23 protein-coding genes are annotated in these 25,587 nt (G+C 56.5%); 17 read left to right on the forward strand and 6 right to left on the reverse strand.

Annotation, left to right across the window (positions count from 1 at the left end):
* Positions 1-417: 417 nt before the first annotated feature.
* Positions 418-699: a thermonuclease family protein gene (locus H8K04_02120; GenBank protein ID UVT16383.1), complete on the reverse strand. Its 282-nt coding sequence runs from the start codon at positions 697-699 to the stop codon at positions 418-420.
* A 384-nt stretch (positions 700-1,083) separates the two neighbouring features.
* On the opposite strand from H8K04_02120, the gene H8K04_02125 reads away from it, so the two are divergent.
* Positions 1,084-1,401 carry a hypothetical protein gene (locus H8K04_02125; GenBank protein UVT16384.1) on the forward strand — a complete coding sequence of 106 codons (318 nt, stop codon included), beginning with the start codon at positions 1,084-1,086 and terminating at the stop codon, positions 1,399-1,401.
* 99 nt (positions 1,402-1,500) lie between these two features.
* Here H8K04_02125 and hemL read toward each other — a convergent pair whose 3' ends face one another.
* The 3 genes from hemL to H8K04_02140 all read right to left on the reverse strand — a co-directional run bounded on the left by hemL (position 1,501) and on the right by H8K04_02140 (position 4,292).
* Positions 1,501-2,784: a glutamate-1-semialdehyde 2,1-aminomutase gene (hemL, locus tag H8K04_02130; protein ID UVT16385.1), complete on the reverse strand. Its 1,284-nt coding sequence runs from the start codon at positions 2,782-2,784 to the stop codon at positions 1,501-1,503.
* 570 nt (positions 2,785-3,354) lie between these two features.
* A complete protein-coding gene (locus tag H8K04_02135) occupies positions 3,355-3,903 on the reverse strand; it encodes a barstar family protein (protein ID UVT16386.1) in 549 nt (182 codons plus the stop codon).
* 26 nt (positions 3,904-3,929) lie between these two features.
* Positions 3,930-4,292 carry a hypothetical protein gene (locus H8K04_02140; protein UVT17834.1) on the reverse strand — a complete coding sequence of 121 codons (363 nt, stop codon included), beginning with the start codon at positions 4,290-4,292 and terminating at the stop codon, positions 3,930-3,932.
* A gap of 264 nt (positions 4,293-4,556) precedes the next feature.
* On the opposite strand from H8K04_02140, the gene H8K04_02145 reads away from it, so the two are divergent.
* From H8K04_02145 to H8K04_02210, 14 genes are all read left to right on the forward strand, one after another.
* Positions 4,557-5,147: a hypothetical protein gene (locus H8K04_02145; protein UVT16387.1), complete on the forward strand. Its 591-nt coding sequence runs from the start codon at positions 4,557-4,559 to the stop codon at positions 5,145-5,147.
* Positions 5,144-5,794, forward strand: coding sequence for an HAD-IA family hydrolase (locus H8K04_02150; GenBank protein ID UVT16388.1), 651 nt, complete (start codon positions 5,144-5,146; stop codon positions 5,792-5,794). The genes H8K04_02145 and H8K04_02150 overlap by 4 nt, the downstream gene beginning before the upstream one ends.
* Before the next feature lie 20 nt (positions 5,795-5,814).
* Positions 5,815-7,419, forward strand: a complete 1,605-nt coding sequence (locus tag H8K04_02155; protein UVT16389.1) for an insulinase family protein — start codon at positions 5,815-5,817, stop codon at positions 7,417-7,419.
* Entirely contained in the window at positions 7,416-8,894 is a 1,479-nt protein-coding gene (locus tag H8K04_02160; protein ID UVT16390.1) for an insulinase family protein, read from the forward strand. Before H8K04_02155 ends, H8K04_02160 begins: the two co-directional genes overlap by 4 nt.
* A 398-nt stretch (positions 8,895-9,292) precedes the next feature.
* Positions 9,293-10,135 (forward strand): MBL fold metallo-hydrolase, encoded by an 843-nt coding sequence (locus H8K04_02165; protein ID UVT16391.1) that lies wholly within the window; start codon positions 9,293-9,295, stop codon positions 10,133-10,135.
* An 11-nt stretch (positions 10,136-10,146) separates the two neighbouring features.
* A complete protein-coding gene (locus tag H8K04_02170; GenBank protein ID UVT16392.1) occupies positions 10,147-11,127 on the forward strand; it encodes a site-2 protease family protein in 981 nt (326 codons plus the stop codon).
* Between the two features lie 119 nt (positions 11,128-11,246).
* Positions 11,247-11,999 (forward strand): zinc ribbon domain-containing protein, encoded by a 753-nt coding sequence (locus H8K04_02175; GenBank protein UVT16393.1) that lies wholly within the window; start codon positions 11,247-11,249, stop codon positions 11,997-11,999.
* Between the two features lie 279 nt (positions 12,000-12,278).
* Positions 12,279-12,359 (forward strand): K(+)-transporting ATPase subunit F, encoded by an 81-nt coding sequence (gene kdpF / locus H8K04_02180; GenBank protein ID UVT17835.1) that lies wholly within the window; start codon positions 12,279-12,281, stop codon positions 12,357-12,359.
* Positions 12,359-14,164 (forward strand): potassium-transporting ATPase subunit KdpA, encoded by a 1,806-nt coding sequence (gene kdpA / locus H8K04_02185; GenBank protein ID UVT17836.1) that lies wholly within the window; start codon positions 12,359-12,361, stop codon positions 14,162-14,164. Before kdpF ends, kdpA begins: the two co-directional genes overlap by 1 nt.
* 17 nt (positions 14,165-14,181) lie before the next feature.
* Positions 14,182-16,299, forward strand: coding sequence for a potassium-transporting ATPase subunit KdpB (gene kdpB, locus H8K04_02190; GenBank protein ID UVT16394.1), 2,118 nt, complete (start codon positions 14,182-14,184; stop codon positions 16,297-16,299).
* Between the two features lie 39 nt (positions 16,300-16,338).
* On the forward strand, positions 16,339-16,914 hold the full coding sequence (kdpC, locus tag H8K04_02195) for a potassium-transporting ATPase subunit KdpC (protein ID UVT16395.1): 576 nt from the start codon (positions 16,339-16,341) through the stop codon (positions 16,912-16,914).
* Positions 16,915-17,203: 289 nt separating this feature from the next.
* On the forward strand, positions 17,204-19,906 hold the full coding sequence (locus H8K04_02200) for a sensor histidine kinase KdpD (protein ID UVT16396.1): 2,703 nt from the start codon (positions 17,204-17,206) through the stop codon (positions 19,904-19,906).
* Positions 19,907-19,940: 34 nt separating this feature from the next.
* Positions 19,941-20,633, forward strand: a complete 693-nt coding sequence (locus H8K04_02205; GenBank protein UVT16397.1) for a response regulator — start codon at positions 19,941-19,943, stop codon at positions 20,631-20,633.
* 120 nt (positions 20,634-20,753) lie between these two features.
* Positions 20,754-22,019: a porin gene (locus H8K04_02210; protein UVT16398.1), complete on the forward strand. Its 1,266-nt coding sequence runs from the start codon at positions 20,754-20,756 to the stop codon at positions 22,017-22,019.
* On the opposite strand, the gene H8K04_02215 is transcribed toward H8K04_02210, so the two are convergent.
* Positions 22,011-22,757 carry a hypothetical protein gene (locus tag H8K04_02215; protein ID UVT16399.1) on the reverse strand — a complete coding sequence of 249 codons (747 nt, stop codon included), beginning with the start codon at positions 22,755-22,757 and terminating at the stop codon, positions 22,011-22,013. The two genes, H8K04_02210 and H8K04_02215, sit on opposite strands and share 9 nt — an antisense overlap.
* A 133-nt stretch (positions 22,758-22,890) precedes the next feature.
* Positions 22,891-23,358 carry a hypothetical protein gene (locus tag H8K04_02220; GenBank protein UVT16400.1) on the reverse strand — a complete coding sequence of 156 codons (468 nt, stop codon included), beginning with the start codon at positions 23,356-23,358 and terminating at the stop codon, positions 22,891-22,893.
* A gap of 106 nt (positions 23,359-23,464) precedes the next feature.
* Between H8K04_02220 and H8K04_02225 the strand changes: the two genes are divergently transcribed.
* Positions 23,465-24,832, forward strand: coding sequence for a M20/M25/M40 family metallo-hydrolase (locus tag H8K04_02225; GenBank protein UVT16401.1), 1,368 nt, complete (start codon positions 23,465-23,467; stop codon positions 24,830-24,832).
* A gap of 295 nt (positions 24,833-25,127) precedes the next feature.
* The gene (locus H8K04_02230) at positions 25,128-25,457 is read left to right on the forward strand and encodes a divalent-cation tolerance protein CutA (GenBank protein ID UVT16402.1); all 330 of its coding nucleotides are present in this window, start codon (positions 25,128-25,130) and stop codon (positions 25,455-25,457) included.
* Positions 25,458-25,587: the final 130 nt, after the last annotated feature.

Below are 25,587 nucleotides of genomic sequence, written 5' to 3' on the forward strand. Positions count from 1 at the left end.
GATGTCGGAGAATCGGAGAACATCCCTGTTGAATCCTTTTGAATCGAGCGAGGCAAAATCAACCAGCAGCGGTTTATGAGCGTCACGTTGCCAGAAACCCTTTGTTGATCGAAAGAATGAAATACAGTGTCATTACAACTGACTGAATGCGTTCGACTGCTGCCAATGGCCAATTCTGCTTGTTCCGACCGTCATTTCCTATTTCCCCTGCTCATTCATCGACTGAACTATCGTCAGAACACGGTCATCTATTAGCGCTTCGCAGGGTATTTTACGGTGCGAACAGTAGCAGCGCGACATGGATTCATCTACTCTGCTTCAGACTAAGGAACAATGGACTAAATCTCGGGGGGCCATGTTGCTTGTACAGCCCCGTAACTTTGCTAGTCGTGCTCTAGTATGATGCGATGTGATTCCCTATGACCGTGGCTTTTCATATCCCTCTATGATTAACGTCTCCGCCACATTCTGTTCGTTCACGAACACGTCGGCGACGAGACGATTGTAGACATCTCGGCCCTTGGGGACGATGCGGATCGGTCCTCGGCGAAGCAACTCTTCCAGTCGTTGCTTGGCTGCCGGGCCGGCGAACTCACTCATTTCCGGCGTGTCAATCCCACGAAGTCTGATACGCTCGGCTCCGACGCGAATGGTATCGCCATCGACTGCCCGCACGTGTAAGGTACTCAGTAGTCGCATCTCGTGCCTAGACCGCGCTCGAAGGGTTGAGAGCCGAGACTGCTTATGTATGGGACCTAGCTTGTAACGGCCTTTGGGATAGCGTTGTGGTCGGCTGTCCGGGGGACGTGGGGGCCGACGCTGCCTGTATGTGGGGAGGCGATCCGAGTGTGGCTCGTTCGGCGATGGATACCAGCAGAGGTCACACTGCGGTTCCAGCGTTGAACCGATGTCGGATTTCTGTAGGCGCTGTGCGTGGGCGTCAGGTGGAGATGGGACACACAACATCCCGCAGACGAGCAACCTGGCTAGGATCGTTATTGGGCGCGGGTTCATAGCCTGTGTACGTACGCAGGTGTCGTGCCAAATTTGATCGATTGACAATGTTCAAAACAGCATGCTGGAATGGGTTCGTATCTCGCTTTTGGAACGAGTCTGTCCCACGAGATACGCTTCACGAGGAACGAGATACAGATCACGGAGGTCGAAGCTATGGATATGATGGGACGTGTGGGGCTGGTTGAGATTCCTGTCTTGATTGCCCCGGATCAAAAAGTCTGGATGGACCGCATGATCAAGGAAGGGAAAATCGCCATCCCGCCGGGCGGAACGTTGGAGAAAGGGTCGCTGTATTCAATGTTTATCCGTATGTTGCTCCATAACGCGATGGAAGAACAGAAGAGGCAGGAGGCTCTGGAAGCAGAAGACGATGACGACGAATAGGCGAACGTGAAGCGCGAAAGAACTCCCAGCGTCTACTGTATCCAAATAGATTGATTATGTATCCTACGAGATACGAGCGGCGCTTCAGGAGGGACTCGATTAGAGTTTTTTGAAGGCGGTGTGGGCAGCTCTGATGGTCTTCTCAATGTCCTGCGCGCTATGGGCAGTGGAGAGAAAGGCGGCTTCGAATTGAGAAGGCGCGAGATAGATTCCCTGCTCCAACATGCGGTGAAAAAACTGGCCGTACCGCTTTGTGTCCGATAATTTCGCCGTATTCCAATCCACAACCGGACCCGGAGTAAAGAAGGTCGTCAGCATCGATCCGACCCGGGTTTGTGTGACGGGAATTCCTGATTTTTTTGCAGCCTCGCCGATCCCTTTATCCAGGGCGGCAGATCGCTCCTCAAGTTGCCTGTAAATGCCTCGTGCCCGCAACTGTTTGAGCGTCGCCAATCCCGCGGAGACTGCCAGCGGATTACCGGAGAGCGTACCGGCTTGATATACCGGTCCGACCGGCGCGATGAGATCCATGATCTCTTTCCGCCCGCCATAAGCACCGACCGGTAATCCACCACCGATAATTTTCCCAAGGACCGTGAGGTCAGGCGTGATGCCGTAGAGCGCCTGCGCGCCTCCGTAACCGACGCGGAAACCGGAGATGACTTCATCGAAAATCAAGAGAATGTTGTGGTCGGTGGTCAGTTGTCTGAGTGTGGATAAGAAGTCGGGAGCAGGAGGGACGACGCCCATGTTGCCGGCGATCGGCTCAACGATAATGCAGGCAAGCCGGTCGCGGTTGGCGGCAATAAGCTGCTGGACTGTCCGAATGTCGTTATAGGGAGCCGTCAAAGTATGCTTGGCAAAGTCTTCAGGTACGCCCGGTGAGTCCGGAATCCCCAATGTTGCCAACCCTGATCCGGCCTTTGCCAGCAGGTAATCGCCATGCCCGTGGTAGCACCCTTCGAACTTCATGACGGCCGTTCGTTTGGTAAACCCCCGCGCCACTCGGATCGCGCTCATCACGGCCTCGGTCCCGGAGCTGACCAGCCGAATCTTTTCCATGGAAGGGAAGGCGTTGCGGATTTCTTTGGCCAGTGAGACTTCCGATTCAGTCGGAGCCCCGTAACTGGTCCCTCGCCCAGCCGCGTTCTTGATCGAGGTAATCACCGCCGAATGGGCATGCCCCAAAATCATCGGCCCCCAAGAAAGGACATAGTCAATGTAGACGTTCTTGTCCACATCATAGAGCCGTGATCCTTTTGCGCGTGCGATGAATCGCGGCTGCCCACCGACCGAACGAAAGGCCCGAACAGGGCTATTGACGCCACCAGGGATGAGTTGCTGCGCTTCGGTGAAAAGCTTGGCGGAACGGGATGTGTTCATAACGGGGGCGCACCCTATCACGTGGTATGAGAGATGGTCAAGAAACGCATCATTGCGCCATGAGTTGGGAGGCGACCGATCAAAGTCAAAAAATGTCGTAAGAGATACACTTCTCTCAATTTCGATACAGCGGACGGATGGGAGCTTCGATTGGAAGCCGAATATTCCTTTGATTTCTCTTCTCTATCGGTACTCACGCATGACGGCGTAATTCTTGCTGTGTTCATGCGTGATCAAGAGGGTGAGAGACATGAAGGTCATCTGTTCCTGGTGTCGCGGAGAAGGTCGAGACGGGTGGGTTGGAGAAAAGGCGCCGCTGGACGACCAGCGTGAGACCCACAGTATTTGTCTTGAGCATGAGCAGGCGGTGCGAATTCGCTGGACGGCGCATCGGAGTATAAGTCGATCCTTCTCATCCATCACTGGGATGAGAGCGCGACCCTCGCGTGTCCGCCGGGTGGTGTTGTCGGCTGTTCAATTCTATGTTGGCCTTAAGGGTTTCGCCTCGAAATCACGCTTCTAGCGTCCCAATCCTATTGTGACCTGTTTCCGAAGCACGTGAACGGCGGTCTATTTCTGGGAGGGTTTGGCCGAATGTTTAGAGCGGGCTTTCGTCTTAGGCGCCTTCCGCTCTGCGGAGGAGAACTCTTCTAATTCCCAGCGCTTCCGACTCGATTTGTCCTGTTCAGTCACCAAAAAGCACACATGGAATGGCGCGCGCCGGCCATCGGCCGTTTGCCCCTTGCTCCAGGCTTCGCCGGCGTCACTCAGGACTTCCAACAACGTTTCATACTCCTCTTCATCATCGGGAAGCACAGCGTGCGCGTCGGTAATCAGGAAAATGTAGCCTTTGGCCGGAAGCCACTCAAAATCGGCAAGACATTCCTCCAGTGCGTCCCAGTTGTGTCCGAAGTACTCCGGAAAGGCAAGCACCCGCGCGAACTCATCAAAGAGACCGGGTGAAGTCCGGCATTTCTTCCCTTGGATCGTGCGCACGACGAATTCCGGTGGAACCTTCACCAACGTTGTGATCGGGGCTCCTCGAGGAACAATAAGCAGTCCTGACCAAGGCGGCGTGGCGTTGCTCAGATGCGTGTACAGTGTCGGTTTCCCTGTCATACAGAATCCGCCGGTTTGGACATTCCTCAATTCAAAGGGACAAATGTTCGGTAGTGATCGCCCGTGTAGTACGCCTTTCCGGTCCGCTGCTCGATGACGATCCGTTCAGCATCGCGCCTGTGTCCCGGGATCTTTGGATTGACATCATACTCTCGGTAGCGACCTCGTGGAAGAAGCCGTTCTCGATTCTGGAAATCGCGCCCACCGATGTACCCGGGGAGAGGCGCACCGCGTCGATTTTCCAACTGCTTGAGCAGATCGTATGCTTTCTGGGGAGGGGTTGTGAGGGAGAATGGGTTGTCGATTGGAGAAGGAAGATTGGTTGAGGTGTCGCCCCAAAACGGACCATCGCCGGTGTCGGCAGCGGGAATTGAGACGGCGGACACCATGCCGATCACGCATAACAGGATGGCGAGAAGCCCAATGAGCTGATTCCGCCGTTGCTGATGGTTGAGCACAGGTTCCTCTCGTGACCATGCAGAGAACCGACCGTAGCATCCTCCTTTCAGGAAGGTCAAACACCCTAGCGGGCATTCACGTCGTTGCCTGGATGTATCCAGCGCTGTTTGCTAGAATGACCCGGCTGATGTCTGCATCAAAAGAAAAAGGAACCCGAGTCATTTGTATGAACCAGTGCGCGGAGTCTACACGCTGTGGGTGAAAGCGGCTCGCTCGGACGCGTGAATGCTTTGCGCAAGTGTCTGGCGCATGTCTTTCTCGTGCTGGTTGCCCTCACTCCGGCAGCGGTATCGAATGCACAGCTCACTCCCAGCGGCTCGATCAAACGATCTCCGGCGGAGGTCGTCAAGCGCTACGTTCTCCTAGATCAGAGGGGCGCGCGCTTGGACGCCCCCTCGTTCGACACGTTGACGCCTTATATCGATTGGAAGGAGGAGCCGGCATGGGGTCGTGTGGTGGTCGTCCAGGACACCAGCGTTCCGGATGATTATCGAAAATGGGAAATTCTCAGCAACCTGGAAGTAGTCATTCCGGTCAAGTTTCAAGTACGGGGCTCGGTCTATTTGGAGACGGCCACTTTCGTGTCTGAAGAAACCACCGAGGAGGTTCGTTTCCACGTGAAAGTGGTGGGGAACTACTGGCGTATCATCTCGCCGGTCATCCCTCCCCACGTCGGACTGAAACGGATGATGAGTTTCGCGAGAGACGCGGCAGCCCATGAGCAGGATGACGCGCAACGCATGGTGCTCGCGGCGCTTATCGACTCCTTGAGAAAGGCTCAATGATGGTCAAGACCCCCGTAGATCTCTTGATTTTTGATCTGGATGGTACGCTCATCGAATCCAAGTGGGATATCGCGCAATCCGTCAATTTTACGCTTGCCGAGTTGGGATTGCCGGAGCGCCCCATCGAAGAAATTTTCGGGTTCGTCGGCGACGGTGTGAAGCGACTGCTGCGTTTGGCGGTCGGTGAGGGCAATCAGGTCAGATTCGAAGAGGCCTTGAAAGTATTTCGGGGCCATTATCTCGAACATTGTTTGGACCGGACGACCTTCTATCCCGGCATCGAACCGATGCTGCAACACTTTACCCATACGTACAAAGCGATTGCGACCAACAAGTCGATCGAATATACGCGCGTCATCTTGAACGGGTTAGGTCCGCAACATTTCCGGTATATGGTCGGTGGAGACAATGGATTCGGACTCAAGCCGGAACCCGGCATGTTGCTGCATATCATAGAAACGGTGGGGGCCTCGAAGGAGCGAACCGTTCTCGTCGGAGACAGCACCAATGATATCAATGGAGGTCATAACGCAGGTATTCGCGTCTGCGCGGTCGGGTATGGCATGGGGAATCGAGAGAGGATGGCCGCGTGTCAGCCCGATTGGTTCATCGAAAAACCGGAACAACTCATGGAGCTGTTTACATAACCTGTCATGAGAGGTTGAGGATGAGAGTACACGGCGGCAGCAGGACCTCGGTTCATGCATTTGGTCGTCTTGTCCTTAGGGTTTGCGTGCTCAGTACGCTGAGCCTCCACTTACTCATCACCCTGTCGTACGCCGCCACGTCGGGTCTTGCCGAGCGAGTCATCGAGCACCGGCTTGCCAATGGGCTGACCGTACTCATGGTGGAGCGGCATCAGACGCCTGTCGTTTCGATCAACATCACGTTCGCAGTGGGCGGCATCAATGAGCAGGTCGGCCAAACCGGTCTCGCGCATCTCTATGAACACATGGCCTTCAAGGGCACGCGTGTGGTCGGCACGACAAACTATGAAAAAGAAAAGCCGATCTTGGATGAAATCACACTGGTCGGAACGGAACTCGACCTGCGTCAGCGTGATGCGGCCGCAAAAAACGGGAGCGAGACAGTAGAGGAGCGAACGGCGATCGAATCGCTGCAGAAGCGCCTCCTGGATCTGCAGACGCAGGCTGCGCAGTATGTCGTCGGCAATGAAATGGCCCTCCTGTACCAGCGTCATGGCGGAGTCGGACTCAACGCGTCGACTGGAAAAGATTTGACGCGCTACATGATCAGTTTGCCGTCCAACCGGCTGCCTTTGTGGGCGGCGATTGAATCGGATCGGATGGCCAATCCGGTGTTGCGCGAATTTTATAAAGAACGCGGCGTCGTGATGGAAGAACGGCGCCTGCGCAACGACGACAGTCCGAACGGTCTGCTGTTCGAAACCTTCACCTCTACCGCGTTCCGCGCTCACGGCTACGGGATTCCCACCATCGGATGGGGGTCTGATATCCTGGCATTGACACCCGCCGCCACCGAATCCTTTTTCAAGGCCCAGTACGGCCCGAATCGCGCCACCATTGCGCTGGTCGGCGATATCAATCCGAAGGAAGTCATCGCGTTGATTGAACACACGTTCGGAAAGATTCCTGCCGCGCCCCCGCCTCCGCCGTTGGTGACGGTTGAGCCGGAACAGCGAGGCGAACGGCGAGTCGAAGTGGAGTTTGATGCCGAACCGGCCATCGTCATCGGGTATCACAAGCCGACGTTGAGGCATCCGGATGACGATGTATTCGATGTGCTCGACGCGGTGCTGAGCGACGGACTCACCTCTCGCTTGCATCAGAAGTTGGTGCGAGAGAAGCGACTGGCCGCCTCAGTCGGGTCTGATGCCAGTCATCCGGGAGTGCGCGCGCCGAATCTGTTCGTCGTCACCGCGACGCCGCTGGCCCCCCATACGACGACAGAAGTAGAAACCGCCATCTATGAAGAGATTGAGCGCCTGAAACGAGAGCCGGTCTCGTCCCAAGAGTTGGAAAAGGTACTCAACAATTTGGATGCCGATTTGGTGCGGGGCCTGCGATCGAATAGCGGCTTGGCATCTCAACTGGCGTTGCATCAGGCAGTCGCCGGTGACTGGCGCTATATCCTGACCTCACGTGACAAGGTCGCCAACGTCACGGCCGCCGATGTGCAGCGAGTGGCCACGCAATACTTTACAAAGTCGAATCGGACTGTCGCAGTCCTCGTGAAGAAGGAAAACACGAAGGCGATTGCGGCGGTGCCGGCCGGTGAGGTGAGACCATGAAGAGGGCAAAGAGACAAGGGGTAGAAGCGGGGAGTCTTTCCCGGTTGAGAATGCTGCTCTGCATGGCGACCGTGTTGCTGATGGATGGAGCTATCGCTTGTGCGGCCGACCAGCCCTTCGGCGATCCCAGAACCATGACGTTCAAGCCGGTGGAGTTTTCCCCGCCCGAGCCGGAGCGGGTTGTCCTCGGCAATGGCATGGTCGTCTACCTGTTGGAAGACCATGAATTACCGCTGGTCACCGTGACGGCCACCATGCGAACAGGGAGTTGGCTTGATCCAACCGATAAGGTCGGACTGGCGGCCATGACCGGGGTGGTGATGCGCACCGGCGGCGGGGGAAGTCTTTCGGCAGAGCAGGTTGATGCAGAGTTGGAACAATTTGCGATCGATGTCAGCATCGGAATCAGCAGACAATCCGGATCAGCATCCCTGGACGTTCTGAGCAAGGATGTGGATCGGGGGTTGGAGATCTTCGCGGGTCTTATCCGAACCCCGGCGTTCGAACCTGCGCGTGTCGAGCTGGCCAAGTTACAGGCCATGGAGGGGATCCGTCGCCGGCAAGATAACCCTGGCTCCGTCGTCAGTCGGGAATTTGCCAAGTTGCTCTATGGAACGGACCATCCGACCGCGCGAGAAAGTTCAGTGGACTCGATCTCGCGCATCACGCGGGACGATCTTGTCGCGTTTCATCACAATACGATTCACCCGAACGGCATGATCCTCGGTGTGACCGGTGACTTCAAGAGAGACGACATGCTGACCTCGCTCAGAAAAACGTTCGGAGATTGGAAGCGAGGGTCTGTGCCCGAGTTGAAGATTCCGGATGCACAGGAATCGGGTGCGTCTCGCCCGATCGTCCGGTTCGTCGATAAGGACACTTCTCAGACGCATCTTCGAGTGGGGCATCTCTCGATCAAGGAAAATGATCCCGATTATGTCGCATTAGCCATTGCGAACGATATTTTGGGCGGAAGTTCGTTTCGCAGCCGCCTGTTCAACGACGTGCGGACCAAGCGGGGGCTGGCCTACTCGGTCGGCAGCCGGCTCAATACGGGAATGCACGATCAAGGGGTCTGGCTGATGCGGGCGGAAACCAAGATGACCTCCACGCAGGAAGTGATCGAGCGGTTCGTGGCGAACATCGAACGCATACGCGCCGAACCGGTGACCGATACCGAGCTTGCCGAAGCGAAGGAAGCGTATGTGAATTCGTTTGTCTTCTCATTTTCCAGCCCGTCGGCCATCGTCAGCCGGTTGATAGAGTTGGAATACGACGGGTTGCCGAAGGACTTTCTTCAACAGCTGCGCGCCAAGGTGGTGAAGCTGACCAAGGAGAATGTCTTAGCGGCCGCCAAGAAACACTTGCGCCCCGATCGCTTGAAGATCCTTGCCGTCGGCTCTGGTGAGGCATTGCCGAAAGCGCTGTCAACGTTTGGAGACGTGAAAGAAATCAAACCGGTGCCGGAGGGCTAAGCGTCCGCTCGGCTGACGAAAAGCGACCACCTTCGGCATTGTCCTGATGCGATTCGGCCACGTGACCGCCGAGACGATTTCTCTCTTAAACGCGCGCTCCTTGCAGATAGGCTTTCCTCCTCGGAGCGCACTGCTGCTTAAAGTCATTTGACTCTCGTTCCCCTCACGCTTCCGGGACCGCCGCGACATCGCGACGAACGTCATATCGTATCACCACTTCATCACCTTGATCACCGGCCGCATGGCGCGGTACTGTGAAGGGTGTATGCAACGAGGGACGGTTGTTTCACGTAAGGGACAGAGTCGTGGTACTCTGTATCGGATTGATCGACTGGGGAAGCGGTGACTGAGGAGGTTCGATAACTCTATTTTGAACGCTGATCGGAGAAGGCTCGTGTATGCCGCTCGAAGATGAATTCTGCGACATTCTGAAAAAATCACGCACCGGGCAAGGCCTCTCGGTCGGCGATGTTTCGAGAGTGACGGGATTGCCCGGTGGCGATATTACCGCGTTGGAACGAGGAGATCAGCCGCGGGATCGTTCGGAAGTGCGTGCCTTGGCGAAGGCCTTGGGCCTGCGAGCTGAGTCGCTCGAACAGATTGCGATCGATAAGTGGGAACCGGTTGCGCAGCACATGCCGCCGTGGGTGGAAATGGTGCACGGGTCCGTCAACGGGTATGGTGTGCAGGGGTACCTCTTGCATGATGAGGGTGAGGCAGTATTGGTCGATACGGCTTATAACGCGCCGGCCATGCTGGATCTGCTTCGTCGATACCGATTGCGTCTCATCGGCATTTGTTTGACCCATGGCCACGCGGACCATGCGGACGGGATCGAGCAGATTCTGGCCCAACATGAAGTCCCGGTGTATCTGGGACCGGAGGATGTGAGCCTATTGAGTTGGCGGCCACGAACGGAATTGCTGGTTGTGCCGGGCGATCGCTTGTCGATCCAAGTCGGGCGCCGTGTCGTCCGATGTATGACGACGCCGGGGCATACACCGGGCGGGATCTGCTATCGGGTGGATGATGCACAGTTGCCGGTCTGTTTCGTCGGTGATACGCTGTTTGCCGGATCAATCGGCCGGTCCAATCCCAAGGAGTTGCATTCAACTCATCTCGATTCAGTGCGCCGCCGAGTACTGACGCTCTCCCCGGACTATCGTCTCTTGCCCGGACATGGCCCTGCCACAACCGTGGAGGAAGAACTCGATCACAATCCGTTTGCGATGATGCAGTAAGCGAGATTGTTATGGACGGCCTCGGGCGGAATGAACATCAGAATGTGGATAACGGTCTCGTCATTGAGACGAGAGAAGAGTCGGCGCTACCGCCTGTGGAGGAGGCGGAGAGCGGCGGCGACGTAGCGCCGTCGTTTTTTTCACAGTGGGCCTTGCCGATCGTCCTCTTTACCCTGACCGTCTTTACGACTCTGTGGGCCGGTGCCTATCAAGTCTACAACGGACCGGCGCGCGGCCCCCTGAATTTCCTTCTGACCTCTCCTGAGACGCTCTGGCGGGGAATTCCGTTTGCCGGCGCGTTGCTCTTTATTCTCACCACACACGAGTTGGGGCATTATCTGTTGTCCAGGATCCACCGGGTGCCCGCTTCCTTGCCCTTGTTCATTCCGGGGCCGCCTCATTTTATCGGTACCTTCGGGGCCATCATCCGCATGCGGGGACCGATTCTCAGTCGTCGTGCGTTGTTCGACATCGGCGTCGCCGGCCCCCTGGCGGGCTTCGTGGTCGCCGTCATCGCGCTGATCGTCGGGCTCAATTTGTCCACGGTCGTCGAGCGAACGGCGACGTATGGTTTGCACTTGGGTGAGCCCTTGCTGCTTCAGTTCATGTCGTGGGTGGTGATCGGGCCGTTACCGCCTGAAGCTGACGTCGTGCTGCATCCGATCGGCTTCGCCGCTTGGTTCGGGCTTTTTGTGACCTCCCTCAATCTCATTCCGATCGGTCAGCTTGACGGCGGCCATGTCGCATATGCGTTATGGGGCTCGCGCCAGCGGACAATGGCGCTCGCCTTTCTCCCAATTTTGTTGATCCTGGGATTCTTCGGCTGGTCGGGTTGGTTCTTGTGGGCGTTTATGGCGGGACTGTGGGGCGTCGGCCATCCTCCGGTCATGGATCCTCATGTTCCGCTGGGTCGCAACCGGACGATTGTCGGATGGATTGCGCTCGCGGTGTTTGTCACGACCTTTGCCCCAGTCCCCTTTTCCTTCCACTAACAGGCTGTTGAAAAAGCCCTCCAGCTTCGCTCTGCCGCATTGGGAAATGGCATAACAACACTTCGTCCCGTTCTGCGGATTTCCTTGTCCGATTCACCTCACGATCTTAGAGTGTGTCCATGATCACAGGAAGCACTTCCACGACCCAGTGTCCGAAATGTCAGGCGGAACAGAGTCTGAAGGCAGAGGAGTGCGTGCGTTGCGGCATCATCTTCGCCAAGTATCGGCCGAATCCGGTGAGGGCTCGTGTTCCGGCATCCTCACCATCGGTCGATCGCTCTCAATGGCTTCTGACGGCCAAACAGTGGTTGATCGAATCGGACACGACGACCGATTCGATGACATTCTACGGTCGGGCAGCCGTGTTTGTGGTCATGCTCTGGTGGGGTTGGAAGTTCATCGTGACGCCCTTGGAAACGAACTACACCGGTGAATCATTTCTCCACCTGATCAATCTGCCCTTTCATGAAGCCGGACATGTGATCTTCATTCCATTCGGTCATTTCATGACGATTCTGGGAGGGACTCTGGGGCAGATTCTTATGCCGGTCATCTGTCTCGCCACATTTCTTCTCAAGACCCGAGACCCGTTCGGCGCTTCTGTCGCGTTGTGGTGGACGGCCGAGAGCATGATGGATATCGCTCCTTATATCAACGACGCGCGGGCGCTGGACCTCATGCTCATCGGCGGAGTGACCGGCAAGGAAACCGACGGGCACGATTGGAACAATATTCTGACGATGCTGGACGTATTGGAATGGGATCACCGGTTGGCTCATCTCACGTATAACGTGGGCATTCTCTTCATGCTCGGTTCCTTCCTCTGGGGAGGTGTCCTCTTGTTACGCCAGTACAGCCGGCTGTCCGCCTAACTCGCCTCACATTCACTGCTCCGATACCATTCCTTTTCGTGGTCAAAGTGCGAGCCATCCGCCAATGCCTTCTTGTTTTGCACGAGTCTTAATCCCTTCTTGGCGATCCGGTCGTCTATTTTGACACCATTTTTACGGCGAAGTTTGTAGGGTAATTGTGAAAGGAAGTCACGCCGCCATGGACATCGTCACCATCGGGCTGTCGATCGGGTTCTTTCTGTTCTGCGCCTGGCTGATATCTGGGTTGGATCGCCTGCACGGGAAATAGAGACGGATGTGATGTATGCACTGGGCGGAGTAGTGTCGGCGGGGCTTCTGGTCTATCTCATGGTCTCGTTACTGAAGGCTGAATGGTTCTGATGACGATGAATGCCATTCTGCAAGTGTTCGTATTTTTTACCGTGCTGCTGGCTCTCGTCAAACCGCTCGGCTGGTACATGGCGAGAGTTTATGAAGGCACGCCCTGCGGCCTGGACTATCTCCTCGCTCCCGTTGAACGAACCATGTATCGGCTTTGCGGCGTTCGGCCGGCTGATGAAATGGATTGGAAAAGCTATGGGACGGCCATGTTGCTGTTCAATGCAGGGGGGCTCTTGCTGCTGTATGGCTTGCAGCGCCTGCAGAGTGTTTTACCCCTCAACCCGGCTCACCTTGGTGCCGTCGCTCCCGACCTGGCCTTTAATACGGCCGTGAGTTTCGTGACCAACACCAACTGGCAGGCGTATGGCGGAGAAACCACCCTGACATACCTGACCCAGATGCTTGGCCTGACCGTGCAAAACTTCGTCTCCGCAGCCACCGGGATGGCGGTACTCGTCGCATTGATCCGAGGCCTCAGACGTCACACATCAACGACGCTTGGAAATTTCTGGTGCGATCTGGTTCGTAGCACGCTCTACATTCTTCTGCCGCTTGCTCTGCTCGTATCCCTCCTCCTGGTGTCCCAGGGAGTTGTCCAGACCTTCGATTCATATCGGACGGTGACCTTGCTGCAGCCATCGGGTTACGACAAAGCCGTGATAGATGGGAACGGCCAAGCGATTCTCGATGAGCAAGGGAAACCGAAGGTCGAACACACGATTCTGCTCGAGCAAGTCATTGCAGTAGGTCCGGCGGCTTCTCAGATCGCCATCAAACAACTCGGCACGAACGGCGGTGGGTTCTTCAACGTGAATTCCGCCCATCCGTTCGAGAATGCCACACCTCTGTCCAACTTCATTGAACTCTTGGCCATTCTCCTCATCCCTGCCGCGCTTTGCTATATGTTCGGCCGGATGGTGAACGATACCCGCCAAGGCTGGGTCCTGCTCGCCGTCATGACCATTCTTCTGCTGTGTTTTGTTCCCCTAGGGTGGTGGGCGGAACAAAGCGGCAATCCCTTGCTTGCCGATCTCGGTGTGGATCAGCAGCCTCAAGCCGGCCAAGCCGGCGGCAACATGGAGGGAAAAGAGACGCGATTCGGCATTACCGATTCGGTCCTGTGGTCTGCCGTGACGACGGCGGCGTCCAATGGCGCGGTGAACTCCATGCACGATTCGTATACTCCATTGGGTGGACTCGTGCCGCTGTTCCTCATGCAATTCGGCGAGGTGGTCTTCGGCGGAGTCGGCTCGGGACTGTACGGCATGATCGTCTTCGCCATCATCGCAGTGTTCGTTGCGGGATTGATGGTTGGACGGACGCCGGAGTACCTGGGGAAGAAGATCGAGCCCTACGAGATGAAGATGGCCGCACTACTGATTTTGATCATGCCCATTGTCGTCTTGGGTCTCACGGCAGTCGCGGTCAGCACTGAAGTAGGTCGATCATCGATCTTGAATGCCGGTCCTCACGGATTCACCGAAGTGCTGTATGCCTATACGTCCCAGGGCAACAATAACGGAAGCGCGTTCGCAGGGCTCAACGCCAATACTCATTTTTACAATCTCACCGGTGGGATCGCGATGCTGACATCCCGGTTCTGGCTCGCTATTCCGACTCTGGCGCTTGCAAATTCTTTGGCCCGCAAGAAACTGGTTCCGACTGGTCCCGGGACCGTGCCGACCCACACCCCGTTGTTTGCTGTTCTCCTGATCAGCGTCGTGGTGATGGTCGGCGCCCTCACGTTTCTACCGGCCTTGGCCTTGGGGCCGATCGTTGAGGAGTTGATGATGAGGGGACGGTAACAATGATCGGTATGAACATGGCTGCCTCACACAAAGCGTCCCGCTCATTGTTCAATACCTCGATCGTCGGTCAGGCGTTGCAGGCCGCCGTCCTTAAACTTGATCCCCGCCACCAGGTTAAAAACCCCGTCATGTTCGTGGTGTGGGTTGGAAGTGTCGTGACGACCCTCCTGTTTCTGCAAGCGATGGCCGGAGCGGGGGAAGCTCCGGCCCGGTTCATTCTTGCCGTCGCCCTCTGGTTGTGGTTCACGGTCCTGTTCGGAAACTTTGCGGAAGCGATGGCGGAAGGTCGAGGAAAGGCTCAGGCCGATTCGCTGCGGCGCGCGCGCCGGGAGCTCAGCGCCAAGAAACTTGGTTCGGTTGATTTCGACAGCGAGCATCGTGCCGTGCGGAACCGTCAGTTTCAGCGAGGCGATACCTTCAGCATCGTGTCAGCGAATCAACTCAAGCAAGGAGATGTGTTCCTCGTGGAGGCAGGAGATTTCATCCCCGCCGATGGCGAGGTCGTGGTGGGGGTGGCGTCAGTGAACGAGAGCGCTATCACGGGTGAGAGCGCGCCCGTCATTCGAGAAAGCGGCGGTGACCGGAGCGCTGTGACGGGGGGCACGAAGGTACTGTCCGACTGGCTCATCGTTCGTGTCACGGCCACCCCCGGAGAGAGCTTCCTGGATCGAATGATCGCGATGGTCGAAGGAGCCAAGCGCCAGAAAACGCCGAATGAAATCGCCCTGACCATTCTGCTGGCAGCGCTTACGATCATGTTCCTGCTGGCTACGGTCACCCTGTTGCCGTTCTCTCTGTACAGCGTGCAGGCCATGGGACAGGGGACGCCCATTACGGTCACCGTGTTGGTCGCACTCTTGGTCTGTCTGATTCCGACGACCATCGGGGCTCTTCTCTCAGCCATTGGGATTGCCGGAATGGACCGCATGGTGCAAGCCAACGTCATCGCGATGTCGGGAAAAGCTGTTGAAGCGGCCGGCGACGTGGACGTTCTGTTGCTTGATAAGACCGGGACCATCACCTTGGGCAACCGTCAGGCGACCGCTTTTCTTCCGGCGGAAGGAATAGACGCCCACACGCTGGCGGATGCAGCCCAGCTCTCGTCGCTGGCGGATGAGACGCCGGAAGGCCGCAGCATCGTCGTGCTCGCAAAGGAGAAGTATGGATTGCGCGCGCGAGACATCCAGGAGATGGGTGCCACATTCATTCCCTTCACCGCCCAGACGCGGATGAGCGGGGTCAACCTGGATGGAAGGCACATACGCAAGGGATCAGCGGATGCCATCGAGGCTTATGTGACGTCCCAGGGAGGACGCTTTCCCCACGTTGTCCAGCTCCATGTCGAAGCGATCGCCAAACAAGGTGGAACACCGCTCGTGGTGGCAGAGAAGGCCAAGGTGCTCGGCGTGATCCGGCTGCAGGATGTCGTGAAGGGGGGGATTAGGGAGCGCTTCGGTGAGTTGCGCCGAATGGGTATCAAGACGGTCATGATCACCGGCGACAACCCGCTAACCGCCGCGGCCGTGGCGGCAGAGGCCGGGGTCGATGATTTTCTGGCGCAAGCAACCCCGGAAGCCAAACTGCAGCTGATCCGCGACCTTCAATCTCAAGGTCGTCTCGTGGCTATGACAGGAGACGGAACGAACGACGCGCCGGCCCTGGCACAGGCCGATGTGGCGGTCGCCATGAATACGGGAACGCAAGCGGCGAAGGAAGCCGGGAATCTGGTCGATTTGGATTCCAATCCGACCAAGCTCATTGAAATCGTGGAAATCGGCAAACAGTTGCTGATGACTCGCGGCGCGTTGACCACCTTCAGTATCGCCAACGATGTGGCCAAGTACTTTGCCATCATTCCTGCGGCCTTCGCCACGACGTATCCGGTACTCAACACATTGAATGTCATGCGGCTGGCAACACCTCAGAGCGCGGTCCTGTCCGCCGTCATCTTCAATGCCCTGGTCATCATCGCGCTGATTCCGCTCGCGTTACGAGGCATCACGTATCGACCGATCGGAGCAGAGTTGCTGCTTCGGCGGCATCTCTTGATCTATGGATTGGGCGGGATGGTGGTGCCATTCGGCGGCATCAAACTGATCGACATGATTTTGGTGGCCCTGCATTTGGTGTAATCGGGACGTCGACCGGGTGGCCGAGAAAGAGGGAAAAGCATGAAGGAACACATACGACCCACCCTGACCATGCTGCTACTGCTGACTATCCTGACGGGGCTTATCTATCCACTGGCCATCACAGGATTGGCCAGCGTGTTCCACCCTGATCAGGCGAACGGCAGCATGATCGTGCATGAAGGCACGGTGATCGGGTCCAGGCTGATCGGACAGTATTTTGACAAACCGGAGTATTTTTGGAGCCGTCCGTCGGCGACCGCGCCGTTTCCTTACAACGCCGCAGCGTCGGGAGGGTCGAACCTCGGACCTACCAACCCGGCCCTGATCGAAACGGTCACAGCCAGAGTGGCCGCCTTACGAGTCGCAGATCCCGGTAACGACGTGCCCATTCCTGTCGAGCTGGTCACCGCCTCGGGGAGCGGGTTGGACCCCCATATCAGCCCGGCTGCCGCCTTCTACCAAATCAAGCGTGTGGCCCGTGTGAGAGGCCTGGATGAAATCATCGTGGGAACACTCGTGGCTCAACACATAGAGGAACGTCAATTCGGATTCCTGGGTGAACGCAGAATCAATGTTCTACTGTTGAATCTTGCGCTCGATGCGTTACCCCGTTGAACCAATTCCTCGTTGAACTCTTCGACACAGTGAGGATCTATTGTGTGGTCATTGTTCATCCTGTTTCTACTGACCATTTGGGCGATGGCCTGCTTGATCTGGCTGTTGTGGAAATGGCTGCCACCAAGCGGTCGGGTGCGCCGCCCCCCTCAAAATCCCTTCGCCAAACCATAAGCATTTCCGAAGTCTATCCAAGTGACGTAAAATTGGCGGGAGGGCGCCCGACTCCTCAGGCAAATGGTTTGAACGTTGCCGGAATATCTCAGGCAACCAGGACTAGACATCAGCGATGGATACACAACGTCCGGATCCCGACGCGCTGCTCAAGCGTGTGCAGGCTGAAGAGGCCCGGCAGCTTCAAGGAAAGCTCAAAGTGTTCTTCGGCGCCAACCCCGGCGTGGGGAAAACCTATGCCATGCTGGAGGCGGCTCATGAGCAGCGGCGCGACGGCGTGGACGTCGCCATCGGTGTCGTCGAGACACATGGTCGCACGGAGACCGAGACGCTGGTAAGCGGACTGGAAGTCATACCGCGCCGCGCGGTCGAGTATCGCGGCACGACACTTCTGGAATTCGATCTCGATGCGGCGCTGGCGCGCCGTCCAACCGTTATCCTCATGGATGAACTCGCACACAGCAACGCACCGGGTTTACGCCACGCCAAACGGTGGCAGGATGTGCTGGAGATCCTCAAAGCGGGCATCACGGTGTACACCACGGTGAACGTACAGCATTTGGAAAGCCTGAATGATGTGGTTGCGCAGATTACGGGTGTGCGCGTGCGGGAGACCATCCCGGATTCTGTGCTCGAGCGGGCGGATGACGTGGAGTTGATTGACCTTCCCCCGGATGACCTCCTCCAACGACTCAAAGACGGCAAGGTCTATGTTCCGGAACAGATTCAGCACGCCATTCAGAATTTTTTTGCGAAGGGCAATCTGCTCGCGCTTCGTGAACTCGCCCTGCGGCGCACTGCCGAACGGGTTGATCAGCAGATGGAAGTGTACCGACGCGATCATGCGGTGGTGCGAACCTGGCCGGCGGCAGAAACCATCATGGTGTGCGTGAACATGAAACCCCGCGGTCCGCGTTTGATCCGCGCCGCCCGTCAGATGGCCACGGATCTTCATGCCAAGTGGATCGCGGTGTATGTGCAGATTCCCCGGCACCTGCGCTCACCGCAAATCGAACGGGATCGTCTGGTACAGACGTTACGGTTGGCTGAGCAGTTGGGGGCCGAAGCGGTGACGATAGCCGGTGAACATGTCGCCCAGGAAATTCTGAGCTATGCGCGAAGCCGTAATGCCACCAAGATCATCGTTGGAAAACCGGTGCGGCCTCTCTGGAAGGAATGGATTTTCGGCTCAGTGGTATCGGAACTGGTCCATCAGAGCGGGGACATCGACGTATACGTCATCACGGGTGAAGCGGGCGAAGGCGAACCGGTTGCCCGACGGAGTCTCGCGAGAACCAGTAAAACGGACGGGTATGTCAACGCGTTGTTCGGAGTGCTGATCGCGACGGCCATCGACTGGTTGATGTTCCCGTATTTCTCGGCTGAGAACCTGATCATGATGTATCTCATCGCCGTGATCGCCATCGCGATTCGTTGCGGCCGCGGTCCATCGGTGCTTGCCTCAGCCTTGAGTGTCGCAACGTTCGACTTCTTCTTTGTGCCGCCGTATTACTCCTTCTCCGTCTCGGACATTCAATACCTGTTGACCCTCGGAGTCATGTTAGTGGTGGCGCTGGTCATCAGTAATCTCACGGTGCGGTTGCATCATCAGGCGGCCTTGTCTCGGTACAGGGAAAGACGCACCGGAGTTCTGTACGCGATGAGTCGAGATCTCGCCACGCATCGGGGAACGGACATGCTGACCCAGCTTGCGGTCGCGCATCTCCGAGAGGTATTCGACGCACAGATCGCTATCTTTCTGGCGGATGCCAACAAGAGAGTACAGCTCCAGCGCGGCGAACAGTTGTATTTTGAGCTGGACCCGAAGGAGTCAGGCGTCGCGCAGTGGGTGTTCGACCACAATGAGCGAGCCGGATTCGGTACCGATACGCTGCCGGGGACCAGCGCATTATATCTCCCGTTGGTCGGCTCAGGCGGAGCGATCGGCGTCATTGCCGTACGGCCCAAGGACTCTGCACTCCTGCTCGATCCCGAACAACTTCATCTTCTGGAATCCCTTGTGAATCAAACGGCCTTGGCGATCGAAAGGACTCGGTTATCCGAAGAAGCTCAGCAAGCGCACGTGGCGGCCGAAACCGAGCGCATGCGTAGCGCGATTCTCAGTTCCGTGTCCCACGACCTGCGAACGCCGCTCGCGACCATCAGCGGTGCCGCCAGCAGTTTGGTGGCGGGGCAGGAAGCTCTCACTGTCGCAGCTCGGCAGGATCTCGCTCGATCCATCTATCGAGAGGCTGATCGACTGGACCGATTACTGAGGAATCTTCTTAATATGATGCGGCTGGAAGCGGGAGCCGTACGGCTCAGCAAAGAGTGGCACCCGTTGGATGAAATCATCGGTGCCGCCCTCTCGAGGCTGGAGGGACGATTCCCCGAACATATCGTCAACACTGACTTGCCTGCCGAACTGCCGTTGCTGTTGGCCGATGGGGTACTCCTGGAGCAAGTGATTATCAATCTTGTGGAGAATGCGGTGAAGTATGCGCCTGTCGGAACCGAAATTGGTCTGACGGCGTCGACGACCGACCACCAGGTCGTCGTGGAAGTCGCTGATCGGGGACCCGGCATTCCAGCCGGAGAAGAGGCACTGATTTTTGATAAGTTTTATCGTGGAAAATCCGCTCGGGAGGGAGGAGTCGGGCTGGGGCTGACCATTTGTCGTGGCATCGTTGAAGCGCATGGCGGACGGATCTGGGCTCAAAATCGGCCGGGCGGGGGTGCGCTGATTCGGTTCTCGATCCCCCTGCCGGACGAGCAACCGGCTGTCGAACGAGAGGCCGACGCAAATTCGGCAGGTTGACCGGGAAGGGGTGACGCGAGAAGTGTGAGGTCTTATGTCACAACAAGCAACGATACTCCTGATCGAGGATGAACCGGAGATCCGGCGGTTTCTTAGAACTTCCTTACCGGCGCATGGTTTCCGACTCCACGAAGCCGCGACGGGGAAGGATGGGCTCATCGAAACCAAGGCGAGAAACCCGGATCTCATCCTTCTGGATCTCGGGCTCCCGGATCTCGATGGAACCGAGATGATTCGCCAACTGCGGGAGTGGACGCAGATTCCCATTATCGTGCTGTCGGCTCGAGACCAGGAACAGGCGAAAGTGGCGGCGCTCGACCTGGGCGCGGACGACTACATCACTAAGCCGTTTGGAGTGAACGAACTCCTTGCGCGGATGCGGGCGGCGCTTCGCCATGCGTCCCGAACAGCCGAAAGCGGTGAATCAGTGTTTACCCTCGGTGATCTGAAGGCAGATCTCGGGCGTCGGCAGGTGTTTGTTTCAGGGAAAGAAGTTCATCTGACCCCGATCGAATATAAGCTGCTCACCACCTTGATCCGGTATGCCGGTAAGGTGCTGACCCACCGTCAGCTGTTGAAGGAAGTCTGGGGCCCGCTCCATGTGGAAGAAGGTCATTATCTGCGTGTGTATATGCGCCAGTTGAGAAACAAACTGGAGAAGACCCCCGCCCATCCCCGCTATCTTGTCACGGAGCTTGGAGTTGGATATCGACTCCGGACAGAATGATCTGAGGCCGATCCTGACGCCGTCCTTACAGTCGCGGCATTGGTTTTTATCCCGTTTTGATGCCTGACCCAGTATAGTTTGTGTGTCGAGCTTCTACCGGTTCTTCCGAGGGCGCACATAATGCGGGTAGGCGCTGGTCAGTTCTCTCCGGTTGATCAGAAGATAATCGGTCAACGAGACCGATTCTGCGAACACCTCTGTTGCTTGGTGATCGTCTGTGCGGTACTCGGAACGGCGCCTGTCTCCGAGGCTCAGGACTTGAGCCAGCAGTCGAAGGAAAATCCCACGTCTCTGAATCGTCCATCGAATTCCGCAGATGCCGGGACGGCCAACTGGCACTATGGCGCCTATCTCGATGTGAGTTACATCGGCAATTTCAATTTTCCCGACAATCACCTCTGGCGCAGTCGGACCACTTCATTCCAGCATAATGAGGTTTCACCCAACATGGGGTTGGCATATGTGCGAAAGGACGCGGGGGAGGCTTCGCGTTGGGGCATGGAGCTTGGCTTCCAAGGCGGCCGAGATTCGGAGGAGTTTGCATTCCTGGCTGGTGAAAGGCGGGTCGATGGAGCGGACGTGCTCAGACATGTGCACCGGGCGAATGTGTCGTATCTGGCTCCGGTCGGAAAGGGAATGCTGATCACCGCCGGCCTGTTCAATAGTTTGATGGGGTACGAGTCACTCTATGCAAAGGATAACGCCAACTACACGCGGTCATGGATCGCGGACAATACGCCGTACATGATGTTCGGTGTGAATGCTCAGTATCCGGTGAATGAGAATTTCACCATCACTGCTTTTGTCGTCAACAGTTATTATCATCTCGCGCACCCGAACGATCTCCCGAGCTACGGGGGGAGATGGATCTGGAAAGCCACGCCACGGTTCACGCTGATCCAAACACTTTACGGAGGACCGGATCAGAGGCAAACATCCTTGGAGTTCTGGCGTCTGTATGGAAATCACATTCTGGAATGGAAAGGTGACGATGTGACGGTGGCGGCGTCCTTTGATGTCGGAACTGAGAGCATCGCCGGTCAACCTGGCAGCCCACGAACCTTTGTCATGGGAGGCAACGTGGTGGTGAGATGGCATGTCACCGGTCCTTGGTCTGTAGCGCTGCGGCCTGAGTTTTACTGGGACCGGAACGGCCGGTGGACAGGAGCCGAGCAGTTCGTAAAGGCCATCACGTCTACCGTTGAGTACAAGTTCCCGTACAAATGGATGAATACGATCATACGAGTCGAACATCGTTACGATGAATCAACTGGAGTTGGAGGCGGGTTTTTCAAGAACGGCGAGATCCGTCCCGGTGTAAATGAACTTGCGCCAGGGCAACACCTGTTCTTACTGGGAATGCTTCTAAGCTTGGATTCACCGTGAGTGGGGGATGGAGTGCGAGAACTCTTCTGCCCATAACGGGAGCTGATCGACGATTCGCTTGCTGATTCCTTCGATGGCGTGCGATTTGGCTTCTTTGAGAGCGGTGTTATCCTCGACCAGGACCGCCGAGCCGACCAGCGTTGCGACTCCTTCCGCTGTCTGGATGGGTGCCTGCCACTCGGAACGGACATCCAACAAGCTTCCGGTGACCATGACCAACGCGGTGCTTTCAGTGCCGGGAGCGAGATAGGCGCCGATCACGGTCGGATAAAACCACGCATAGCGGTTGTTGTACCGATCGACTGTGCCCGCACCATCTACAACCAAGACCAGATCGGCGCCATAACGCGCGCCGAGCTGTCTGACTCCACGGATATTCTCCGCTCGCAACGTCGCATCCATCAGGACGAACGTGTCAGCCAGTACGTGCTGATCGCGCAATGGCATCAGCTGGCGGAGAAGCTGGTCTCGATCCGCACTCAGCCATTCGACTTTGCTGATGGATGGTCGATTTGGAAAGTCGGGATCCGCAAAAAACACACCGAGGCGAAATGGCGGAGAGAGACGAGACTCTTGGCTTGCGAGAGGCGTGTTTTTGGGATTAGGAGCGGGATCTACGCGAAGGGCTTCGATCATCGCAGCCCGATCGAAGCCGTGGCTCTTCGCGCAGCCGGCCGATACGGTCATGGTCAGTGCAAGGGCAATCGAGACGCGTAGTCCTGCTACCCACGCACTCATTAGTTGAAGCGCCTCACGCTATCAGAATCCGCTTCCATCTCTGAACCCGACGATGAATTCGAGCACATGTCTCCCCAAAGGCTGTTTACACGGCCACTCGATGGAATGTCAGCAGGCTATCGGAAGGAAGGACCTAATCCGCGATTGGGAGAATGCGATCGGCCACTGCCTGCACGACTCCTTCTTCTTCAGTCACCACCTTCAACCCTTTGAAACTGAGATAGTATCCTCCATGACTCGGCGCCTGAATCGTGGCACCCACTTCGACGCGATCTCCCTCCTCAACCTCCGGGTCACGGACGAGAGGTCTGCCGCAAATACCCAATACCGCTACCGGAATAGTCGCGGCATCTTCTTCGAGGCGAAACAAATAGGCTCCATAGCAACTGTCTCCATTCGGAACTGTGTAGGGGGCCAAGGGCTGCACATCACGCACGATGCCCTGCAACGTGACATGCCGAAGGTGGTAGCCCCGTGGCTCATCGAGTATCTGCTGAATGCTGGTTGATTCCTCCGCCCACACGAATAGCGGTGCGCCGGTTGTCATGAACATCAGCATGAAGCCTACAAAATGAGCGACAACACGGACCTGCGTGATCATGATGGATGAACGGCATTCTATCATCTTCGATTGAATCCCGCGGCGCTTTCTCTTCCAATTCGTGATCGCTATAATCCACCACTTTCAGTCAAGGAGGATCACTCGTATGGTGAATCAGCGGCAGCTCCGGACGTTCATAAACGAATCGCGGCCGGGATTTGAGGATCTCTTGGGTCAGATGGTGAAGGTTCCGTCGATCAGTATGGACTCATCCCGAACGGGCGATATGCGGCGCATGGCCGATCTCGCGGCTCAGTATTTGGTGGGGATAGGCGCCAAGGTGCAAGTGGTTGAAACCGGTGGATACCCTCTCATCTCTGGTGGATGGACAACAGGGGCTAAGCATCCGACCGTTACGATCTACAATCATCTGGATGTGCAACCGGCGCAGGAGCCGGAATGGAAGCAAGCGCCGTTCGAGTTTAGAAATGAGCACGGCATGTACCATGGTCGAGGCGCCACCGATGACAAGGGGCCGGCTCTTACGGCGTTGTTCGGTGCTCGATATGTCATCGAGCAAGGTTTGCCGATCAACATCCGTTTTCTGTGGGAACTGGAAGAAGAGATCGGGAGTCCGCATTTTGCCGAGGGACTTAAGGACGGCGCCGCCGTCCCAAGACCGGATTCCGTCGTCGTCTCGGATACCATCTGGATTGCCAAGGGACGGCCTGCGGTACCATACGGCTTGCGCGGTCTGCTCGGCGCGCGACTGGTTTTGCGCACCGGGGAGAAAGATGCACACTCGGGTGTAACCGGAGGCGCAGCTCGCAACCCCCTGGCTGAGTTGATGGAGGTCGCGAATACCTGCCTCGACGCCAAGACCGGCCGAGTGAAGATACCGGGATTTTATGACGAGGTCGTTAAGCCTACGAAGGAGGAGATCAAGAATTTCCTCCAGTCCGGCTTTCAAGTAAAACGCTTCAAAGCAGCCTACGGATTCCGGTCTTTGCGTACGCAGGATCCCGCCGATATCATGCGACGAATCTGGGCATCTCCGACCTTTGAGATTCATGGTCTCAGCGGGGGATACCATGGGCAAGGCGTGAAAACGGTTGTGCCCGGTCATGCCGAACTCAAGGTCAGTATGCGTCTGGTCCCAAACCAAACGCCCGAGAGGGTATTTGCCATGCTGAAGAAGCATGTGGCTCGCGTGAATCCCAGCGTGAAGGTGGAGCGAGAAGGCATGCTTCAGCCGTTTAAGGGTGATTTTGCCGGACCCTATGTGGATTGTGTGAAGCGCGCCATAAAAGCAGGGTTCGGTAAGGATCCGGCCTTTGTGCGAGAAGGAGGATCAATCGGCGCAGTGGTCACCATGCAGAAAGCCTGGAAGGCTCCGATCCTCTTCATGGGTTTGAGCCTGCCGGAACATGGGTATCACGCTCCCAACGAATATTATGATTGGGGGCAAGCCTCCGGGGGAATGAAGGCGTTCGCACACTATTTCTCGGAATTAGCACAGATAGGGAAAGAATAGCGGCAGTTTTGGGCAGTTTGAACATCCTGCCGAGGGGGTAAATGGTCGGTTTTTGAACATTGTTTCGCAAAAATTGTTTGGCTGTGTCGTTTCTCATCTTGCCGTTGACCGCATGCTCTATGTCCAGGCGAGGAAGCTGCCCTAATTCATTGCAAATCAATATGATACCTGGCAGGAGGCTTTCCGGGCTGGGCATGGATGTTGCTGAAGCATACGTCAGAGGTCTAGGGATAGTCGGAGTGGTGGCAATGCGAAAGTTGATTGTATAAAGGCTCTTGGGTATCCTGAGCATCCCATGGATGCCGAAACGACCAATGTGGTGGTTGTAATGGTCACAACACCAAGCCAAGATGAAGCGATCAAGATTGCCGATCAACTGGTCAAATCTCACCTAGCAGCCTGCGCATCAACGATTCCCATGGTTCGCTCAATTTATTGGTGGGAGGGGAAAATCGTGAATGATCAGGAAGCGCTACTTCTGATCAAGACTACCTCGGATAAATTCACTTCCCTTCAGGAGACAATTCTAAAGATGCATTCTTATAAAGTGCCGGAAATCATAGCCCTTCCGGTAACTCAAGGGTTGCCACCGTATCTTGAGTGGGTTCACCGTGAGACATCCTAGATAATGTGGTTGAAACTGTTTGGTTGAAACACTATTTTAGGCATTGACCATAGGTGGCAAATTCGGTAATTTCCCAGATGAAACAGGTGGACCTGTCAGCATAGGATAGATGTGGTAGGGGGACGAAGGC

It is taken from the genome of Nitrospira sp. (assembly GCA_024760525.1).
In the GTDB taxonomy this organism is placed as follows: Bacteria; Nitrospirota; Nitrospiria; order Nitrospirales; family Nitrospiraceae; genus Nitrospira_D.